Origin of the sequence: Hydrogenovibrio crunogenus (assembly GCF_004786015.1) — a bacterium.
In the GTDB taxonomy this organism is placed as follows: Bacteria; Pseudomonadota; Gammaproteobacteria; order Thiomicrospirales; family Thiomicrospiraceae; genus Hydrogenovibrio; species Hydrogenovibrio crunogenus.
This window is the reverse complement of sequence record NZ_CP032096.1, coordinates 1,889,455-1,906,402: the sequence shown is the minus strand read 5'-3', so window position 1 is coordinate 1,906,402 and position 16,948 is coordinate 1,889,455. Positions and strand designations below refer to the sequence as shown.

Sequence of the window (16,948 nt, the reverse complement as noted above, 5' to 3'; positions counted from 1 at the left end):
ATATGCGGCTTATTTTACATGAAAGACATTTGAAAAGAATTTTAAAAAGTGAGTCGCTTTATTGTTAAGCGAGAATCGTAAGGGTAGAATTTTATGGCAACAGTCAGTACAAGTGAATTTAAAAACGGTTTGAAATTTTTAATGGATGGCCAACCCTGCACCATTGTTGATAATCAAATCGTACAACCGGGGAAAGGTCAGGCGTTTAACCGAGTTAAATTTCGTAACTTGGTGACTGGACGGGTTTTGGAAAATACATTCAAATCAGGTGAGAAGGTAGAAGCCGCTGATGTCATAGATACCGATTTACAGTATTTGTACAATGATGGTGAATTCTGGCATTTTATGGATCCAAACACATTTGAACAATATCAAGCAGGAGAGGCAGCTGTTGCCGATGTGCAAAAATGGCTGATTGAGCAAGACATGTGTACCGTCACGCTTTGGAATGGTGACCCAATTTCTGTATTGCCGCCTAAACAAGTGGTGTTAGAGGTCACTGAAACCGATCCTGGTTTGAAGGGGGATACGGCAGGAACAGGTGGCAAACCTGCAACGTTATCGACGGGTGCTGTGGTTCAAGTGCCTTTGTTTATTCAAATTGGTGAGAAGGTGATTTGTAATACCCAGACAGGTGAATACATCTCACGTGCTAAGTAAGTCGGCTTTCCACTAAATATGACTTGGCAGCCAACAGCTTCAATAACACAGCTTAAAAAACGCTCGCAGTGGTTAAAAGACCTGCGGGCGTTTTTTTATGCTCGCTCGGTGATGGAAGTGGATACACCGATGCTTTCGAATGCAGCAACCCCGGATCTTCATTTGCATTCGCTAAAAACTTGGGTGCAAGTGCCGGGCATCAAAGAAAAACAACCTTTCTTTTTACACACCTCCCCTGAATATCCCATGAAACGGTTGTTGTGCGCAGGTAGCGGCGATATTTTCTATTTAGGTAAGGTGTTTCGAGATGGCGATTTAAGTCCTCGACATCAAATCGAGTTTACCTTGTTGGAATGGTATCGTCTGGGGTTTGATTTAAAAGAGATAATGACGGAAACGGCCGCAGTCATTCAACTCATTATCGGTCCAAGACCCATCGAGATGTTGAGTTATGAACAAGCCTTTCGACAGTATGCCGGCATACAGAATATTCACGATGCAACAGCGGGAGACTGCCAACAATGCCTCGCTCGTCATCAAATTCCAGAAATTGTAGGGGTCGATGCTGATGATAAACCCCTTTGGGAACAGTTGGTTTTGACCGAAGTCATTGAGCTTCAATTAGGACGCAATGTCATCACGTGTATGTTTCATTACCCTGCCAGAGAAGCGGCATTAGCACAAATTTCATCTGAAAACCCACAGGTGGCATTACGTTTTGAAGTTTTTGTAGAAGGGATGGAACTGGCAAATGGTTACCAGGAACTGCAAGCGTCGGAACTGTATCGCTCAAGGTTTGAAGCCAGTCTTTCCGAGCGAATAGAACGGGGAGTCGAAACCGTGCCTTTGGATGTCAATTTATTAGAAGCCTTACAAGCATCGGGGTTGCCTGAGTGTTCAGGCGTTGCACTGGGTGTTGACCGGTTGTTTGCATTGGCTTTAGCATGCGACAACATTGAGTCGGTCATTCCTTTTGGTTTGAACAATGCTTAGTTGGGCTTTTATTGAGGGCTTGACATGGCATGTATAATAATTTAGTAGCCCTTGATTTTTATGAAGAGGGTGGTGTGAAAAAACTTTGCTGGATTGTTTGCTGTCAAGTTTTTATGCGCCATGATTATCGTCAGACTTGACTAACAAAAACAACCGTTTTGATGACTTAACGACTTCCAGGAGAACTCCATGTCAGATTTGCCTATTACGCAAAGATCCGTAATGACTTTATTTTCAGATTCAAAAAGCCCCAGCTCTCATCGAGTTAGATTGATGGCACAAGAAAAAGATATTCCTCTGGAAATTATCGAAGTCGATACCTCGGAAGGCATGCCGGAAGATTTACTGGAATTGAATCCATACGGAACCCTGCCAACGTTAGTCGACCGTGATTTGGTACTGTATGACCCGCAGGTTATTGTTGAGTATTTAGATGAGCGTTTCCCGCATCCGCCACTGCTATCGGTAGACCCTATCTCCAAAGCGCGTTCACGTCAGATGCTTCGCCAAATTGAACAAGAGTGGTACGCATTGGTCGATATTATTACCCAGAGTGATGATGAAAAAGCAATCAAGACAGCTCGCCGTGATCTACAAGAGCGGTTAATCCAGATGATTCCCGTTTTTGAGCACCAGCCTTACTTTATGAATGAAGAATACTCATTGGTGGATGTAAGTTTAGCGGTGTTGATGTGGCGTTTGCCTTATTTAGGGATTGAACTCCCTAAATCAGCTAAAGCAGTTAAAGACTATTCGGATAAAGTGCTGGCACGCGCAGTTTTTGCAGACAGTTTGTCTGATGATGAATTAGATATGCGAGAAGTGATTTAATTTTCAATTGTTTTTGAATACAACAGATGACACCGGAGTAATGAAAAAACTATGATTTCGAATCGCCCTTATATGATTAGAGCGTTATTTGACTGGATTGTGGATAATGAATGGACACCGCATTTACAAGTGGATGCGAATTATCCTGGCATCCAAGTGCCAATGGAATTTGCTCAAGACGGTGTGATTGTCTTGAATGTGCACCCTGATGCTGTCAGAGAGTTACAATTTGCAAATGATTGGTTCTTCTTTAAAGCGCGCTTTCAAGGGGTTGAAAGAGAAATCGGTTTTCCTCCGGAAGCTGTTTTGGCGATTTTCGCTCGTGAAAACGGCCAGGGAATGCCGTTCCCTCCTGAACCTTACCCGGAAGAAATGGAGTCAACGACTGAGAGACCATCTTTGTCAGCGGTGGATTCAACCGATACAGATGAACCCTCATCTTCTAAAACCAATTCTGAACGCTCTAAAACGGATAAGGCTAAAAAGCGATCTCATTTGTCGGTCGTTAAATAACCGATAAGCCTTTATCTCTCTATCAGTTTTCTTTGATTTTCTTCGTTAACTATTCAGTTTAACTTAGCCGTCAGCCTATTGGGGAAAAGGTTGAATGATTTTAATCGAAGGAAAGTGGGTTTGAATCACAGTGGCATCCTGTTTTAAAAACAGCAGCTTTAAATTCGGCCCTGCGTCCATCGTGAAATATACATTACATCCATCATTACGCAGTTGCCAAATTTTATGCATGGCAGCGACCGATTCCGGTTGCCAGTAGAGAATTGGCGGCCAAGTTGCAATCATCGTGGCATGCATCGCCAATGCGTTGTTTTCTGCGGTTTGCCCGAGTTGTTGAAAATTTTTGTCTTGAATCGCGCGGTGAATCTTTTGTAAATCTGCTTCCGCTTTATCGGGCCAGGCCTGATACAGTTCGCAATGATTGACTGTATTTTGCATGCCTTTAGTGGAACTAATCGGTTTGGTGGAGATATCAATCTCTAGTAATCCAATACATAATTCCGGCCAGGCCTGGTCAATTTTTTCAGCATAGCTGTCCATGCCGTTATCGAGTTGTCCTTTGTGCCATAATGCGAACCCCTCATATAAAGACCGGCTGGCACTGCCACTGCCAAGTCGAGCCAGTAAAGAAAGGCGTTTTAAAGGCAAACCCCACTGGAAGCAATCGTTTAGAGCCAATACTAACGCGGCATAGCCTGACGCAGAAGACGCCAGCCCTGCTGCGGTTGGAACACTGTTGACAGTGTTTACAATGAACCCTCCTTTTGGACTGGGCCGAAATAAGTCTAAAAAAATACGGATTCTTTGCGCAAAGGAGCTATCAAAGGCCATTTTTGTTTCATTTAAATAGATTTGGTCGGACTGGTTTTCAATCCATTCTATCTGCGTTTCAGTTCCTAACCCCGGCAGACTGATAGATAAACTGCTGTTGGTGGGTAAATTCAAATCCACATTACGTTTGCCCCAGTATTTACTGAGTGCAATATTAACCGGCGCTTTTCCAACTCCCTTTTGCTTGGGTATCCGGTGGGGGATGATGTGATCGACAAAATTACGCTGTGTGTTTTTCATAAATGAGACTTTTGGAGCATCAGTGAGGTGTGATGCTTAATCCTTCCGTTGATAAGTGCGTTAAAATACTTTCGTAATTTGCTAAAGTTTCAGGCTGCATAATACCAAAACCGATGACACAGTCTCCCAAGCCTGATCCTGAGATTTTGCTGGCCTGTATTTCACAGTCTTGGCGAAGTTGATACACTAGATGAGACAGGGTTGCGTCATTGACGCCCAAAGCATCCATCAGACCTTGGTAAGTGTTGACCAGCTTATAAAAAGACTCAATGTAATTGTTGGCTAAGCTTTGGTAGGCCGCTTCGGTAGTTTGCCCCATTATTTGATATAAGTGGTTCAATAATGCTGGCTGATCTTGCCAATCTGTAGCGACCTTTTCCAATACTTTTGCCGTTGGCGTTTTATAGCCACAATATACTAATGAAATTGGAAAATCACAGGCAAGCTTTTGAACGGTTTGGTTTTGAGGGTCAAACAAAATAATGCCACCGTGCAAGCTGGCCGCCAAATCTGTTCCAGACCCGCGCCCTTGGATGTGTTGAATAATATGGAGCCCGGTGTCAAATAAGCTTTCTAGTGATGCTTTTTCTTGCGTGAGGTAATCAAGCCCGCCAAGCATGGCCGCCAAAACGGCAGCCGAGCTGCCCAACCCAACGGTCGAGCTAAAGTCACTTTCTATTTCAATGTTTAGGCCGGAATTCAATTTAGCTTGGTAATGCCGCAAACAAGCCATAACCCACTTTAAACTAGGGTGTTCAGCCAGTGTTTGAGTGTCGGTGATATGGTCTCCTAAGTTTGAAACAATATGGATTCCATTATCATCGCGCGTTGTCCAATGAATGGAAAGGCGATGATTGAGTGAGCACGCTATGGCTTTGTGCCCATAGACAACGCTGTGCTCGCCCATCAACATCAGGTTTGCAGGGGCACTAGAGGACCATTTCACATCGACTTCCTTTTTCGCTGAATTTGAGAGGGTAATAATCATATCCATATTCTTGGCAAAGGGCCTCGGGGGCGTGTTGTGAAATGCACAACACAATGCCTGCTTTTTCTCCTGTGACGCTGCCTGCGCCACAGATTTTAGCCGCACTTTCCGAAGACTGATTCAAGGTATGAATGAATCGTTGTACGGTTGGCGGCACCACGCCGATTCTTTCCAAAAGTTGCTGATTCTGTTTGATGGCTTCTTTTAACTCAGTGGCATTGGAGTCTTGCCAGGCCTGTTCAATTAACTGCGCCACATTTTTGAACTCTGTCCAGATAGGGTGCTGATGGTTGAAGTCACGATGAACCTGGTTCACTGCTTGGCCGGTTGTACTTTCTGGCGAGCCTGTATCAATAATCCAGCCATGAAAAGGGTGAGACGTTAATTTTTGGAGCGGGCTACCTTGTTGATAACGCAATAAACCACCTTTGAGTACCGTGGTAGGATCTAGCCCACTGGAAGAACCATGTTGGTGTGACTCAACTCTCTGAGCCATGCTGAGTAGCTCTATATCCGAATAGTTCAGCTCATGATGTGAATATAAGCTTTGCAGTAAGCTGATAATGACTGACGCGGAACTGCCTAACCCTTTTTCGGTCAATTGATGGGATTGAATTTTTACTGTCCAATGTCCTGGATTTAAACGGTAGGCATTATGAAATTGCTGGAAGGTTAATAAGATTAAATCAACGGGTTGCTGTAAAACCGATTGAATGGATAAGGACTGTTTTTCATAGAGGGCAAACCGCGTTTCAATTTCAATCACTCTCTGTTGCCAGACCGAAAGTGGATAGCTTTGTTTTTCATTGAAATCGCTTAACTCAATTTCCAAGCAAGAGGATTCTAGTGAGCTGGTATAGGGGGAAAAATCCATATAACAGCGGGTTGGTAAGTCAATCGCCATGCTCAATGCCGGCGCACCAAATAATACGGCATGCTCTCCGGTCAGAATTAATTTTGCAGGCGTTTGACAAAGCGTTTTCATAGACATTTCTTTAATCTGTTTGCGTGATTATACCGAATCCGTTGAATGAACGTAAAACCGCATCCCATTTTGTTTTAAAAAGTTGATAACGATAAAAGAGAGTCGCTGTTTTCATATTCTTTTCACAATTAAAAATCGAAAAGGTTTTACCCTTGATAAGGTCATTAAAGGCTGTTTTGTGTTGAATTTGATCTTTATTTTTTAACGATTTTTTAGAGATTGATTCCTCACTGAATTTAAAGTTTAATAAACTTGAATCATATAATAATCAGCATAAATAGATGATTTTAATCAAACATTAGGATTGAAGTCAGATGGGTAGAAAACAGATTGCCCGTAAATTAAGTTATGTAAAAGGAAGGTGAATATGAGCAAAATGAAATCAATGGTCTTAGCCTCTTTAATCGGATTGACTGCAATGGCTCCAGTACAAGCAGAAGACGATATGGCTGTGAATGTCAGTCGTATTACCATGGATGTGGCTAACCGAATCGCTGTAGCGTCGATTGAAGCTTGTCGCAAGGAAGGGATTCCAATCAGTGTGACGGTGGTTGATCGTAATGGTATTCCTCAAGCGCAGTTACGAGACACGATGGCGCCACCTGTGTCTTGGGGCATCAGTCAAAAGAAAGCCTATACGGCTGTGATGTTTAACGTGAAAGGATCGCAACTGGAAGGTCGTGCAAATAGTCCTTTGCAGACAATGGGAGAAGGGCTTGCATTTATGGCGGGATCGGTTCCGATTCAAGCCGGTGGTAAACTTTATGGTGCCATTGGGGTCAGTGGTGCACCAGATGGAATGGTGGATGAGAAATGTGCTGCTGCTGGTTTGGATGAAGTGAAAATGGATCTGGAAATGATGTGATCTTATAAATCAAATATCAGGCCAAAATAACCAGGCCTGGTTATTTTTTGATTAAAAACCGACTTTTCAGTCGGTTTTTTTATGTCTAAATGCTAATTAAATAAGTAAATAATTTTATTATTATTTTCTAATATTATTACTGTTTATTGCGTAATAAATCTAACTATTTATTTTAAAAACAATCAGTTAGGGTATGATTTTGTGTTTTATTAAAGCTAAGTAAAATTATTTATCGAAACATTAAAAGATTTACTTATAAAAACGTATTAAATAAATTGATTGTTGTTTTCTTTAACGTTTTAATAGCGCCTGTCAGTTGCACGGCAACTCTGTTAAATAACATTGGAGAATCAAAATGTTAAATGAAAAAAAATTACATCAAATGATTGAAATGCAAAAAACGGAACAAGGTCTTAAAAAGCAAAAAGGCGCAAGCATGATTGAATATGCCCTTGTAATCGCCGGGGTAGTTGCTTTGGGTGCGACATTTTTTGGCACGGATGGCAAGATATCCCAAGCCGTAAGCAATAAAGTCGATAGTATTTCGACTGAAATTGGCGGGTCAAGTACAGCAGGTTCAGGAACAACTAGCGGAGGCTAGTGACTTCACATGATTGAAAAGCAAAAAGGCGCAGTGATGCTAGAGGCAGCTTATGTGCTGCCTTTAGTATTGATTGTGGCGTTATTGTCGGTTGAGGCGGTCAATTATGCTTCGGATCGATATTCAGCCAATAATGTGTTGGCAAACGTCAATGAATCGATTTTGCTTGAAGCCAGTGCGGTTTCTTCGGGTGTGACAAGTAATTCGCCCTTGGTGACCTGCCAGAACAATCAGGTGGTTCCAAATGAAGCAGCTGTACAAACTCTACTGAATACGAATATACAAAGCAGCCAGGTTGGCGGTGCAGGGAATATGCCCGATGGATTTCAGCTGGATTGGACACAGCAAACAGTCTCTGGTCTATTGGTCTATGTGGTGAATATTTCGTTTCCCTCTAAAACCTTGGTATTGCCTGAGGCAATGGCACAATCCTTTCCAGTGAAGTCCAATACGATTGTCACACTTGGGTTTAGTTGTTAAGACACTCAACTCTCTTTTTCTTTGAGGAAAAATATGAAACTTAAAACCAGCGATTGGGTGGTTTACGGTATTGCTGCGCTTTCAGCAATTCTGGCCATTGTACTTGTGTACGGTTATGTACAAAATCGAGTCGCGGAAGCAGAAGCCAATGCCGGCATGAAAACCATTACGGTTGTCGAAAAGCCTGAATTGCGTTCTATTGTGGTCGCCAGTCGAGATATCTATCGGGGCGAGAAAATAGACGCTGATGATGTGAAAGTCCTGAATGTGCCAATGGAAGGGTTGGTTGTAAAGGGGGTGATCATTAATCCGCAAAATGCAGTGGGTCATGTTGCGCATCAAAAAATTTATGCAGGCGAATGGATTTTAGCTAAAAAGTTGAAATCAGAATCTCAGAGTCGCTCTCAAAGTGTGGAAGCCTTACTGGAAAAGAAACGACGTGCTATTCGGCTGCCAATTGATCCGGCAACTGGATTGCTGGGCATTTTAACGCCAGGAGATCATGTTGATGTGATTAGTGTGTTTGAAAGTGCAGACAGTAAACGTATGGTGAGCCGTACCATTTTACAGAATATTACCGTGCTTTCGATTGGGATAGAAAATCAAATGCGATCGCGTTCTGTGGAGTCTGAAGAAGAGACAAATACGCCATTTGTAAAACAAGCTTCGAATAAGAAATCTATGGTGGCGTTAGATGTGGATACCACTCAGGCCGAAAAATTGGCTTTGGCGATGAATGTCGGTGCGATTCATTTATTGTTAAGAAACTCGGCGGATACCGAATTGGTTAATACCAAAGGGGTGAACTTAAAAGTCATGGAAAAAGGACAACGAAGACCGCCAAAATATAAACCTAAGAAAAAGCGTGAAGTCATTGAGCTTATGCAAGGTGGCAATGTACAAGAGGTAATTACACGATGAATCTTTCTCATAAAATTTTTACTAGGTTCATTATCATCAGTGTGGTGGTATTTCCTGGGCTTTTAAAAGCTGCGCCCTTGCCGGTTTACCATCTAATGGCGACAGAAAGCCAAATTGTGAAATTTGATTATCCCATTAAAAGAGCATTGGTCGCTAACCCGGACTTAGCCAACCTAAAAGTGTTAAACAGTAAAGAGCTATTAGTGAGCGGGAAGCAAGCAGGTAAAACCGAACTCATTATTTGGTATAAAAGAGCGCCAAATCAGGTGGGTCGTCATATTGTTTTAAAAGTTGCCCCAGATGCATCACGCCGTGAAGAAATTGAGCAAACGGTTGCCACGCTCATTCGCCAATTGGATCCTGATAAGAAAGTTAACTTTGTGTTAAAGAATATTTGGATTGAATCCGGTTCTTCTGTACGACGAGAGCTAGATAATGTAGGGAATCAAATTGACAATGATTCTACCATCAAGGCAAAAGGTAATGGAAATCAGGATATTCAGCAAGAAACCCAAAAGGCGGGCAGTTTGAATATTAAACCGGTCGCGGGTAATTATATGGTGTTACTCACTGGTGAGGTTCCGAACAAAGCACGTAAAAAGCGTATCCAGTCTGTTATTTCGGCGTTAGGTTTAAGTGTCGTTAACATGATTGATGTCACCGGGAAAAGCCAGATTAAATTGTCGGTCAGAGTGGCAGAAGTCGTAAAAGGCAATCCTTTCAAAAGCGGGGTAGCCATTCGAGATAAAAAAGATCGTTTTGGAATTTTTCCTCCAGGCAATTTAGGCACGCAAGCATTATTCAGCTTAAATAATAACCCAGGTAATCAAGCAGGAATCAGCTTTCCCCATCCGGATGCTTTTCAAATCGGGTTTAATCCTGAAAACGGCAGTATTTTTGGGGTGTTGTCACTATTGGAAGGCCATAACCTCGCGCGAGTTTTGGCCAAACCGGAACTGATTGTGCAGTCAGGTGAAACAGCTACCTTCCTAGTCGGAGGTGAAATTGCCATTCCTGTGTCTCAAAATCAAAACACTATTACCGTATCTTATAAAGAGTATGGTGTTCGATTACGTTTCAGTCCGATTGTGACCGAATCGGGTGATATCCAGATGACGGTGGAGCCAGAAGTAAGCGATATTGATACTGCGAATGGGACGCAAAACGGTACCATTATTATTCCAAGTTTCCGTTCTCGTAAAACGTCCACGACCGTTACTTTGGCGCCTGGGCAAAGTTTTATTATCGGAGGCCTATTGCAAGACAATATTCGTTCACAAATCAGCAAGGTCCCCGTGTTAGGTGATATCCCAATTCTGGGAGCGTTATTCCGTTCCAATTCGTATGTGCATGATAAATCGGAATTGGCCATTATGGTCACACCTACTTTTGTGTCCCCTGTTGATGTTGGTAAGAAGGTGAGCTTGCCAGGCGAAAATCTAAAAAGACCCAGTAATATGGATGCGTTTTTCTTAGGTAAAGTAGCGGAAGTACTTCCGGAAGGTCAAAATGCGTTACCAGAATCGGATGTTAAAATTGGTTTGGAGACAATTGAATGAGTCAGCAGATTAACTCAACCTCAATCGCGTTAAAGCAAGCCGTTTACATTGGTCAGGACGACGATTTGCTGGAAGCTGTCAGAGTTTCGATAGTATCAAAATATGAGCTGGAAGAAATGAAAGACATTCCTCATATTTGGCCGGATGATATTGATTTGGTTTTAATGGAATTTGACGGCGAAGTTAATCAGACATTGGAACGAATCAACCAGATTTTAACCTTGTCTAAAGGTGTGAATCTGTATGTTTTGCTTAAAAATAAAGATGCAGATTTTATTATCGAAGCGAACCATCAAGGCGTTCAAGGGTTTATTGAATGCCCGAATGAAGTGTTTCATATCCTCTCTATTCTGCACATGCAAGACCGTCGTCGAAAAGGAAAAAACGGTAATGTTTCTTCCTTTTTCAGTTTAAAAGGCGGCGTTGGCTGTACTGCTCTGGCCACTAATATTGCTTCTGAGCTTTCAGAAATGACAGAAAACAGAACCGTGCTGGTCGATTTGAACATGCCGTTAGGCGATACTTCGTTGTACTTGAACATGGAAGGGGAGCGTTTATATACCTTGACGGATTTTGTGTATAACTTGAACCGTTTTGACGAGAACTTGATTTATAAATCGTTATCACAGCATCAATCGGGATTGTATTTACTGTCGCTACCGTCCGAAATGGGGGAGCTGGACAACCTAAATGCCGATCTAATCAAAACCATTATCCAGTCGCTGAGAAAGTATTTTGATCATGTCGTGATTGATTGTTCATCAGACTTATCGGATGTGACATTAAGTTGTTTAGATGAATCGGATAATATTGTCTTGGTGGCAGAACCTTCTTTGTCGTCCTTAAGAGCTGTTAACACGGTGATCAAACTCACTCAACGACTGGGGTATTTAAAAGAATCTTTAAAATTGATTATTAACCGGGATCACTCCAACCAAGATGAAATGATGGAGGAAATCATTGGTGTGATGGATGTCGATCGAACCGTTCGTGTCTATAACGATTATCAAAGTTTTAATGGTTCCTTAAAAGAAGGTCAGTTGTTGAAAGCTTTTTCGCAGGACGCCAAAGTGAATCAACAACTTCATGCGATTGCCAACATGCTTCACAACGGCAGCTTTCAAATGGAATCCGTTTCAACGCAACCTCAAAAACCGGCCTTTCAGTTTCTACACGAGTGTCAAAGAGTCTTGACTAAGTTACTCAAAAAAGTGAAGCCTGAAGAGGCTAAAACCGCTTAAATAAGGCAGATAAGTAATGGGAATTCGAGAAAGACTTAGAAAGGTTGAACAGCAGAGGCATGTTGCTGAAAAGATTGAGAAAAAACAACAGTCTTCTGAAAAAACAGTTGCAGAAGTCGAGGCCAATCCTGCCCAAAACACCTCTTTTTTAGAGATTAAGAACCGTTGTCAGAAAAAAGCCGCTGAAGACGATGCCTTTTATGAAGCCGACAGTCAGGAAACGCGTAAGGAATTACGACCCAGACTTGAGGAGTTGGTGCGTGAGGTTGCCGGGGATATTGGGTATCCTTTAACGGATATTGAAGTCCGACAGCTCAGTTTGGAATTATTGGATGAGATTTATGGGCTCGGACCGATAGAACCATTGATGGCCGACCCCAGTGTTTCCGATATTCTGATTAATGGTCATCAGCAGATCTATGTTGAACGTCGGGGTAAGCTTGAGTTGACCGATGTTTCTTTTATCAGTGAAGAGCATTTACGTAATAAAGTGGATCGAATGCTATACAGCACTGGGCGTCGCGTTGATGAATCGTCGCCATTGGTAGATGCGCGTTTGCCTGATGGGTCACGAATCAACATTATTATTCCCCCTTTAGCCGTGGATGGCATCAGTGTCTCCATTCGACGTTTTCCTGAGCAGCATTTGCGCCCGAAAGATATGATTGCTTATGGTTCGATGACCGAGCAAATGTATGAGTTTTTGAATTATGGCGTTAAGTCGGGATTGAATATTTTGGTATGTGGCGGGACAGGGTCTGGTAAAACCACCACCTTGAATATGCTCTCGGGATTGATCCCCGAAGATGAGCGTGTGGTTACGATTGAAGACAGTGCTGAGCTGAGAATGCAACAATCTCATGTGGTTCGTTTGGAAACCAGACCCGCCAATGCGGAAGGACAAGGTGAACTGACGCAGCGTGAGTTATTAAAAAATGCGCTCAGAATGCGTCCCGACAGAATTATTTTAGGGGAAGTTCGTGGTGGTGAAGTCTTGGACATGCTTCAGGCAATGAATACGGGGCATGATGGTTCTTTAGCGACGCTGCATGCGAACAGTCCGAGAGATTGTATTTCCCGTTTAGAGTTAATGATTAATTTATCCGGTGTGGATATTCCGGCCGCATCAATCCGTAAACAAATTGCCAGTGCGATTGACATCATTATTTATGTCAATCGTGGGCGTGAAGGGAAAAGGCGCGTTGAGTCTATTACCGAAGTGGTCGGTATTGAAGAAGAAAATGTGGTGTTGCAGGAAATTTATCGATTTGATAACAAGGTAGATGTGGCCACAGGGCGTCAATATGGTGTTTTCAAGTCATCAGGATTAAGACCGAGTTGCGGCAAAAAATGTGAGTCCGCTGGTATGGTCTTGCCAGAAGACCTGTTTAACTTTGAAAAAGAGGTTTCTTAGGTGCTTGATTTAGGGTTTTTGATTGTCGTTCTGGCGATTTTGATGCCGTTTTTGGTATTAATGACAGGTTTTTACCTTAAATCCAATCGACAGAAAAAAGAAGTTTTAGACACTCTCATGCAGCGTGTTGGTATTGAAGCAAGTCAAAAACAAAACTATCGGGCGGCATATCGTCCAATTCAGCAAAAAGAGTCTATACTCCGCTGGGGGTCATCGGTACTGAAAAAAGCTGGACTACAAGATTCCAAAATAGTGATTCGCCTTTTAGTAGTGCAGTCACTGTTATTTTTTTTCAGTGCTTATCTGTTGTCGACGCGATTCAACCACCTAAATGGTCAAACAATTATAATTGCCACCTTTCTCCCATTTCTCCCATCACTTTTTATTTGGTTTAAAAAGAAACAGCGACAAAACCAATTGCGTCAGCAATTTCCTGAAATGTTAGATGCGATTGTGCGTGCTTTACAGTCTGGGTATGGAATTGATGGCGCTTTGAGCATGATTGCTGAAGAGTTTAGAGCGCCTTTAGGCAAAGAGGTGAAAGAGGTCAACCGACAGTTAACGTTAGGCATTAGTATGCGAGAGATTTTGCGTGATTTTCAAACCCGAATTGAAATTCCAGAAGCTCAGTTTTTTGTGGTCACTTTGATTATTCAGCGTGAAACGGGCGGACAACTGGCCCCTATTTTGGAAGAACTTTCTCGCTTGATGCGTCGGCGTGAAATGTTTCAAGCAAAGTTAAAGACACTAACAGCAGAATCAAGGTTTACAGCGATTTTTTTAGGTTTGGCTCCGCTAGGGTATTTAGGGTACAAGTATTTTTTTGATCCCGTTTCGATGGCCTTTTTCTTAAATGACTCTACGGGACAGAATATTTTGATTGCTTCCTTGGTTCTAATGATTTTCGGTGCGATTATTTTGAAATCGATGTTAAGGATGAAATTCTGATGGTATGGATTTTATTGGCAGTTGCGATTTTATTTTTCACATCAACTTTATTGATTGTTAAAACGTTCAAAAAAAATCAACAAGCCCAAGAGGATATAGAATACCTTAAGTCACGGGTTGGGCTGGTCAACCAATATCAGGCTAATGTGAAGCGTCATAAAACCTGCCACTGGTGCGCCTTGGGTGCTTTTATAGGGCCTAAAAATGAAAAAGAAATTAATGCAAACCGACAATTTTTGATGAATGCCGGTTTTCGAGAAGATCATCATCTGGGGGCCTACTTTTTTATTAAATATGCTCTGGTACTGAGTTCTCTAGTGGTGATGCTAATGTTGTGGAGTTGGTTTCAAGTCAGTCCAGTTGTTGCGATTTTAGTGCCACTTGCTTTTTTATTGTTGCCCGAACGAGTTTTGATTTTTTGGGGAAACACTCGGTTGAATAAAGTGAATATTGCACTGCCGGATTTTCTAGATATGGCAAATATTTGCATGAGTGCTGGACTCAGCTACTTAGAGGCCATAAAACGTGTTTCAAAGGAACTAGAAAGCACGTTTCCGGAAATTTGTTATGAATTTAATTTTTTGATAGAGCAAATTAAAATCGGTGTGCCAAGACAGGAAGCGTTAAAACAATTTGCGCAACGCAATCCTTCCAAGGACATTCAAGACTTGGTGCAAATGCTAATTCAAAATGAAAAGTTGGGTAGCCCTATTTCAACAGCACTTAATGAATTTTCACGTCGTATGTATCAAAAACGTGAAAGTGCCATGGAAGAAAAAGCCGCGAAAACCTCCGCTAAAATGGCAATCGTGATTTTACCTTTTTTAATGCTGCCGTATTTCATGTTGATGCTGGGAGAGAAAATAGTGATGTTAGGAAGAAATTTTTAATGAAAAAACACCTTATATTTGTGTCAGTCTTTTTGATTTTATTGAGCGGGTGCTCTTCAGAACCGAAAAAACTCTCAGGAAAAACGAAATCGTCAGTGCCGATGGAAGAAGTTAAACCATTAGCAAAAGATTTAACAGAAGACGATGAGTATGAGTTTGCGCTAGATTTGGCTCGGTTAAATGTTGAGCAGGAACATTATGAAAAAGCTTACTCTTTACTTAAAAAACTGAAACAGTTTAAGCCAGATGATATTCGAATCTATCGACTGTTGAGCACTTACTATGAGAAACAGAATGATTTGAAAATGGCGTTTATTTCAAGTCAGCAAACCCTTAAAAATCCAGCCAAAACCATACAGGATGAACAGGTGTATGCTCGATATGCGTTATTAAATGAAAATTATGCAGAAGCCGATAAAATTTACCAGGCCTGGCTGGACCGGACGAAGTCACAGGCCGTCACAGTGATTGCCTTGAATAACTTAGGATTCAGTGCGTTACTCCAAAAGGATTTTGAGAGAGCGCAAACTTACTTTTTAAAGGCGCTTAAGTTGGACCCCTTAAATGAAAAAGCGCGTAACAATCTTAAATTGATTGAATCTATTCAAACAGAACAGACAAACTAAGGAGTCAGGTATGTCACTGAGTGTTCGTGAAAAGCAAAAAGGGTCCATTTCATTAATGGGCGTGATGGCGATGGTGGCCAGTTTCAGTGCCTTTTATTTGGTGATGGAAATGGGTAACAAGATGATTGAAGATCGAAACTTCACGAATTATGCCAAGTCACTTGCCCCCATTGCGCTGCGAACAGAATTGGCTATCACGCGTGAGATGGTCAAAGAGGGAACGGCCAAAACATCGCAGGATGTGGTTAGTGAGTACCTTTCTCAGCTCGGCTTAAAAGCAGGCAGTAGCTTTAGTTTTAAATTAACGTTTGGGAATATGGAACCCTCAGGTAATGGAGAACAAGATGTTTTTAATGCGCTTCCGCAGAATGCCGAGAGACCTAAAATGTCAACGGCAACGGGTGAAGATCCCCCTGTATTCAGTGCCATTAAAGTGGTGCTGGAAAATAAGGGTGGCCTTTTAGATTTTCACCCTAAAGGAATCGCTGTATACGGGCTGAGCTCAGATTCTCGAGACAGTGGAAATGTGGCATCTTGCTATTGTGATGTGCGTTACGAAGCATGTCTATTACAAGAACCAGGCACAGATTCAGGTGCTATGGGCAATATTGGATCCGACCAACGCAAATCCTACTGTGAAACAGGGTATGCACCGGTTAAAAAGAAGTTCACTATGTTTCCCCCTTTTATTGTTGAGTCTGCCAAATACAGTAGTGTGAACTTATCACCACAGTGGGTTGGAAAGGCTTATAAAAATCAAGAAACTGGTACTGCAACGGATGAGACTACAACTGCTTGGCAGAGAGTACAAGCCAGCAAACCAGTTGAAATCAGTAATGGAGTAAATGTCTTTCCTTTAGCTAGCTGGAATGCCGCAACCACTCGCTGGACGACTCCAGCTGAAACTTTAATAGGAAAAACAAGTTCTTTTAGTAGTAGTTCAGTAAATGGTTCATTTTATATCGGGCGTTCCGCAACTTGTGCCCATCCAAGCGGAGGGTGGTTCTTTTTCAATATGTTTTCCAGCATGATGGACTGGTTTTCTGGTGGAGGAACGGATGACTGTCTGGTTTATACAGGAGACTTAAATTATAAACGTGATTATCCGACGGTTATGAAAGCATTTTTAGACATGGTCGCTTCTTCTACCGGTAGCAATGAGTATCTGTATAGTTGTCGTGATTTTGTTGGCATCAGAGAAGCGCGTGGTGGTTTTATTCAATGGTTTACCCGTCTATGGACCAGCCCGTTTGTTGATTGGACTCAGTCTTATGGTGAAACAGGCTGTGTTTCTCGTAAGATGCGTTGGTTTGGTCCGGAGAGCTTTGGCAATTAACGTGATTCAGCAGACTCTAGAGTTCG

Annotated in this window: 18 protein-coding genes; 15 read left to right on the top strand and 3 right to left on the bottom strand. The window is 42.1% G+C overall.

Annotated features, from left to right (window positions below):
- Positions 1–93: 93 nt before the first annotated feature.
- From efp to GHNINEIG_RS09105, 4 genes are all read left to right on the top strand, one after another.
- A complete protein-coding gene (gene efp, locus GHNINEIG_RS09120; protein WP_135796365.1) occupies positions 94–660 on the top strand; it encodes an elongation factor P in 567 nt (188 codons plus the stop codon).
- Between the two features lie 18 nt (positions 661–678).
- Positions 679–1,653 carry an EF-P lysine aminoacylase EpmA gene (epmA, locus tag GHNINEIG_RS09115; protein WP_135796364.1) on the top strand — a complete coding sequence of 325 codons (975 nt, stop codon included), beginning with the start codon at positions 679–681 and terminating at the stop codon, positions 1,651–1,653.
- Positions 1,654–1,842: 189 nt separating this feature from the next.
- A complete protein-coding gene (locus GHNINEIG_RS09110; RefSeq protein ID WP_135796363.1) occupies positions 1,843–2,484 on the top strand; it encodes a glutathione S-transferase N-terminal domain-containing protein in 642 nt (213 codons plus the stop codon).
- Positions 2,485–2,535: 51 nt separating this feature from the next.
- Positions 2,536–2,997 (top strand): ClpXP protease specificity-enhancing factor, encoded by a 462-nt coding sequence (locus GHNINEIG_RS09105; RefSeq protein ID WP_135796362.1) that lies wholly within the window; start codon positions 2,536–2,538, stop codon positions 2,995–2,997.
- A gap of 75 nt (positions 2,998–3,072) precedes the next feature.
- On the opposite strand, the gene mvaD is transcribed toward GHNINEIG_RS09105, so the two are convergent.
- From mvaD to GHNINEIG_RS09090, 3 genes are read right to left on the bottom strand one after another with little or no spacing between them, the layout of a single operon-like run.
- Positions 3,073–4,068, bottom strand: coding sequence for a diphosphomevalonate decarboxylase (gene mvaD / locus GHNINEIG_RS09100; RefSeq protein ID WP_135796361.1), 996 nt, complete (start codon positions 4,066–4,068; stop codon positions 3,073–3,075).
- Between the two features lie 19 nt (positions 4,069–4,087).
- Complete coding sequence (locus GHNINEIG_RS09095) at positions 4,088–5,014, bottom strand: mevalonate kinase family protein (protein WP_189636873.1); 927 nt, start codon at positions 5,012–5,014, stop codon at positions 4,088–4,090.
- On the bottom strand, positions 4,998–6,041 hold the full coding sequence (locus GHNINEIG_RS09090) for a mevalonate kinase family protein (RefSeq protein WP_189636872.1): 1,044 nt from the start codon (positions 6,039–6,041) through the stop codon (positions 4,998–5,000). Before GHNINEIG_RS09090 ends, GHNINEIG_RS09095 begins: the two co-directional genes overlap by 17 nt.
- A 367-nt stretch (positions 6,042–6,408) precedes the next feature.
- Here GHNINEIG_RS09090 and GHNINEIG_RS09085 point away from each other — a divergent pair, with 367 nt between their 5' ends.
- The 11 genes from GHNINEIG_RS09085 (at position 6,409) to GHNINEIG_RS09035 (ending at position 16,922) form a co-directional block, all read left to right on the top strand.
- Positions 6,409–6,906 carry a GlcG/HbpS family heme-binding protein gene (locus tag GHNINEIG_RS09085; protein ID WP_189636871.1) on the top strand — a complete coding sequence of 166 codons (498 nt, stop codon included), beginning with the start codon at positions 6,409–6,411 and terminating at the stop codon, positions 6,904–6,906.
- 355 nt (positions 6,907–7,261) lie between these two features.
- Complete coding sequence (locus GHNINEIG_RS09080; protein ID WP_135796358.1) at positions 7,262–7,507, top strand: Flp family type IVb pilin; 246 nt, start codon at positions 7,262–7,264, stop codon at positions 7,505–7,507.
- Between the two features lie 9 nt (positions 7,508–7,516).
- A complete protein-coding gene (locus GHNINEIG_RS09075) occupies positions 7,517–7,987 on the top strand; it encodes a TadE/TadG family type IV pilus assembly protein (protein ID WP_135796357.1) in 471 nt (156 codons plus the stop codon).
- A 33-nt stretch (positions 7,988–8,020) separates the two neighbouring features.
- Positions 8,021–8,908 carry a Flp pilus assembly protein CpaB gene (gene cpaB, locus GHNINEIG_RS09070; protein WP_135796356.1) on the top strand — a complete coding sequence of 296 codons (888 nt, stop codon included), beginning with the start codon at positions 8,021–8,023 and terminating at the stop codon, positions 8,906–8,908.
- Positions 8,905–10,467 carry a type II and III secretion system protein family protein gene (locus GHNINEIG_RS09065; RefSeq protein ID WP_135796355.1) on the top strand — a complete coding sequence of 521 codons (1,563 nt, stop codon included), beginning with the start codon at positions 8,905–8,907 and terminating at the stop codon, positions 10,465–10,467. The genes cpaB and GHNINEIG_RS09065 overlap by 4 nt, the downstream gene beginning before the upstream one ends.
- Positions 10,464–11,708 carry an AAA family ATPase gene (locus tag GHNINEIG_RS09060; protein WP_135796354.1) on the top strand — a complete coding sequence of 415 codons (1,245 nt, stop codon included), beginning with the start codon at positions 10,464–10,466 and terminating at the stop codon, positions 11,706–11,708. Before GHNINEIG_RS09065 ends, GHNINEIG_RS09060 begins: the two co-directional genes overlap by 4 nt.
- 16 nt (positions 11,709–11,724) lie before the next feature.
- The gene (locus GHNINEIG_RS09055; RefSeq protein WP_135796353.1) at positions 11,725–13,122 is read left to right on the top strand and encodes a CpaF family protein; all 1,398 of its coding nucleotides are present in this window, start codon (positions 11,725–11,727) and stop codon (positions 13,120–13,122) included.
- Entirely contained in the window at positions 13,123–14,070 is a 948-nt protein-coding gene (locus GHNINEIG_RS09050; protein WP_135796352.1) for a type II secretion system F family protein, read from the top strand.
- Positions 14,070–14,960 (top strand): type II secretion system F family protein, encoded by an 891-nt coding sequence (locus tag GHNINEIG_RS09045; protein WP_135796351.1) that lies wholly within the window; start codon positions 14,070–14,072, stop codon positions 14,958–14,960. Before GHNINEIG_RS09050 ends, GHNINEIG_RS09045 begins: the two co-directional genes overlap by 1 nt.
- Positions 14,960–15,586 (top strand): tetratricopeptide repeat protein, encoded by a 627-nt coding sequence (locus GHNINEIG_RS09040; protein ID WP_135796350.1) that lies wholly within the window; start codon positions 14,960–14,962, stop codon positions 15,584–15,586. Before GHNINEIG_RS09045 ends, GHNINEIG_RS09040 begins: the two co-directional genes overlap by 1 nt.
- A gap of 10 nt (positions 15,587–15,596) precedes the next feature.
- A complete protein-coding gene (locus GHNINEIG_RS09035; protein WP_135796349.1) occupies positions 15,597–16,922 on the top strand; it encodes a hypothetical protein in 1,326 nt (441 codons plus the stop codon).
- The last annotated feature ends 26 nt before the right edge of the window (positions 16,923–16,948 follow it).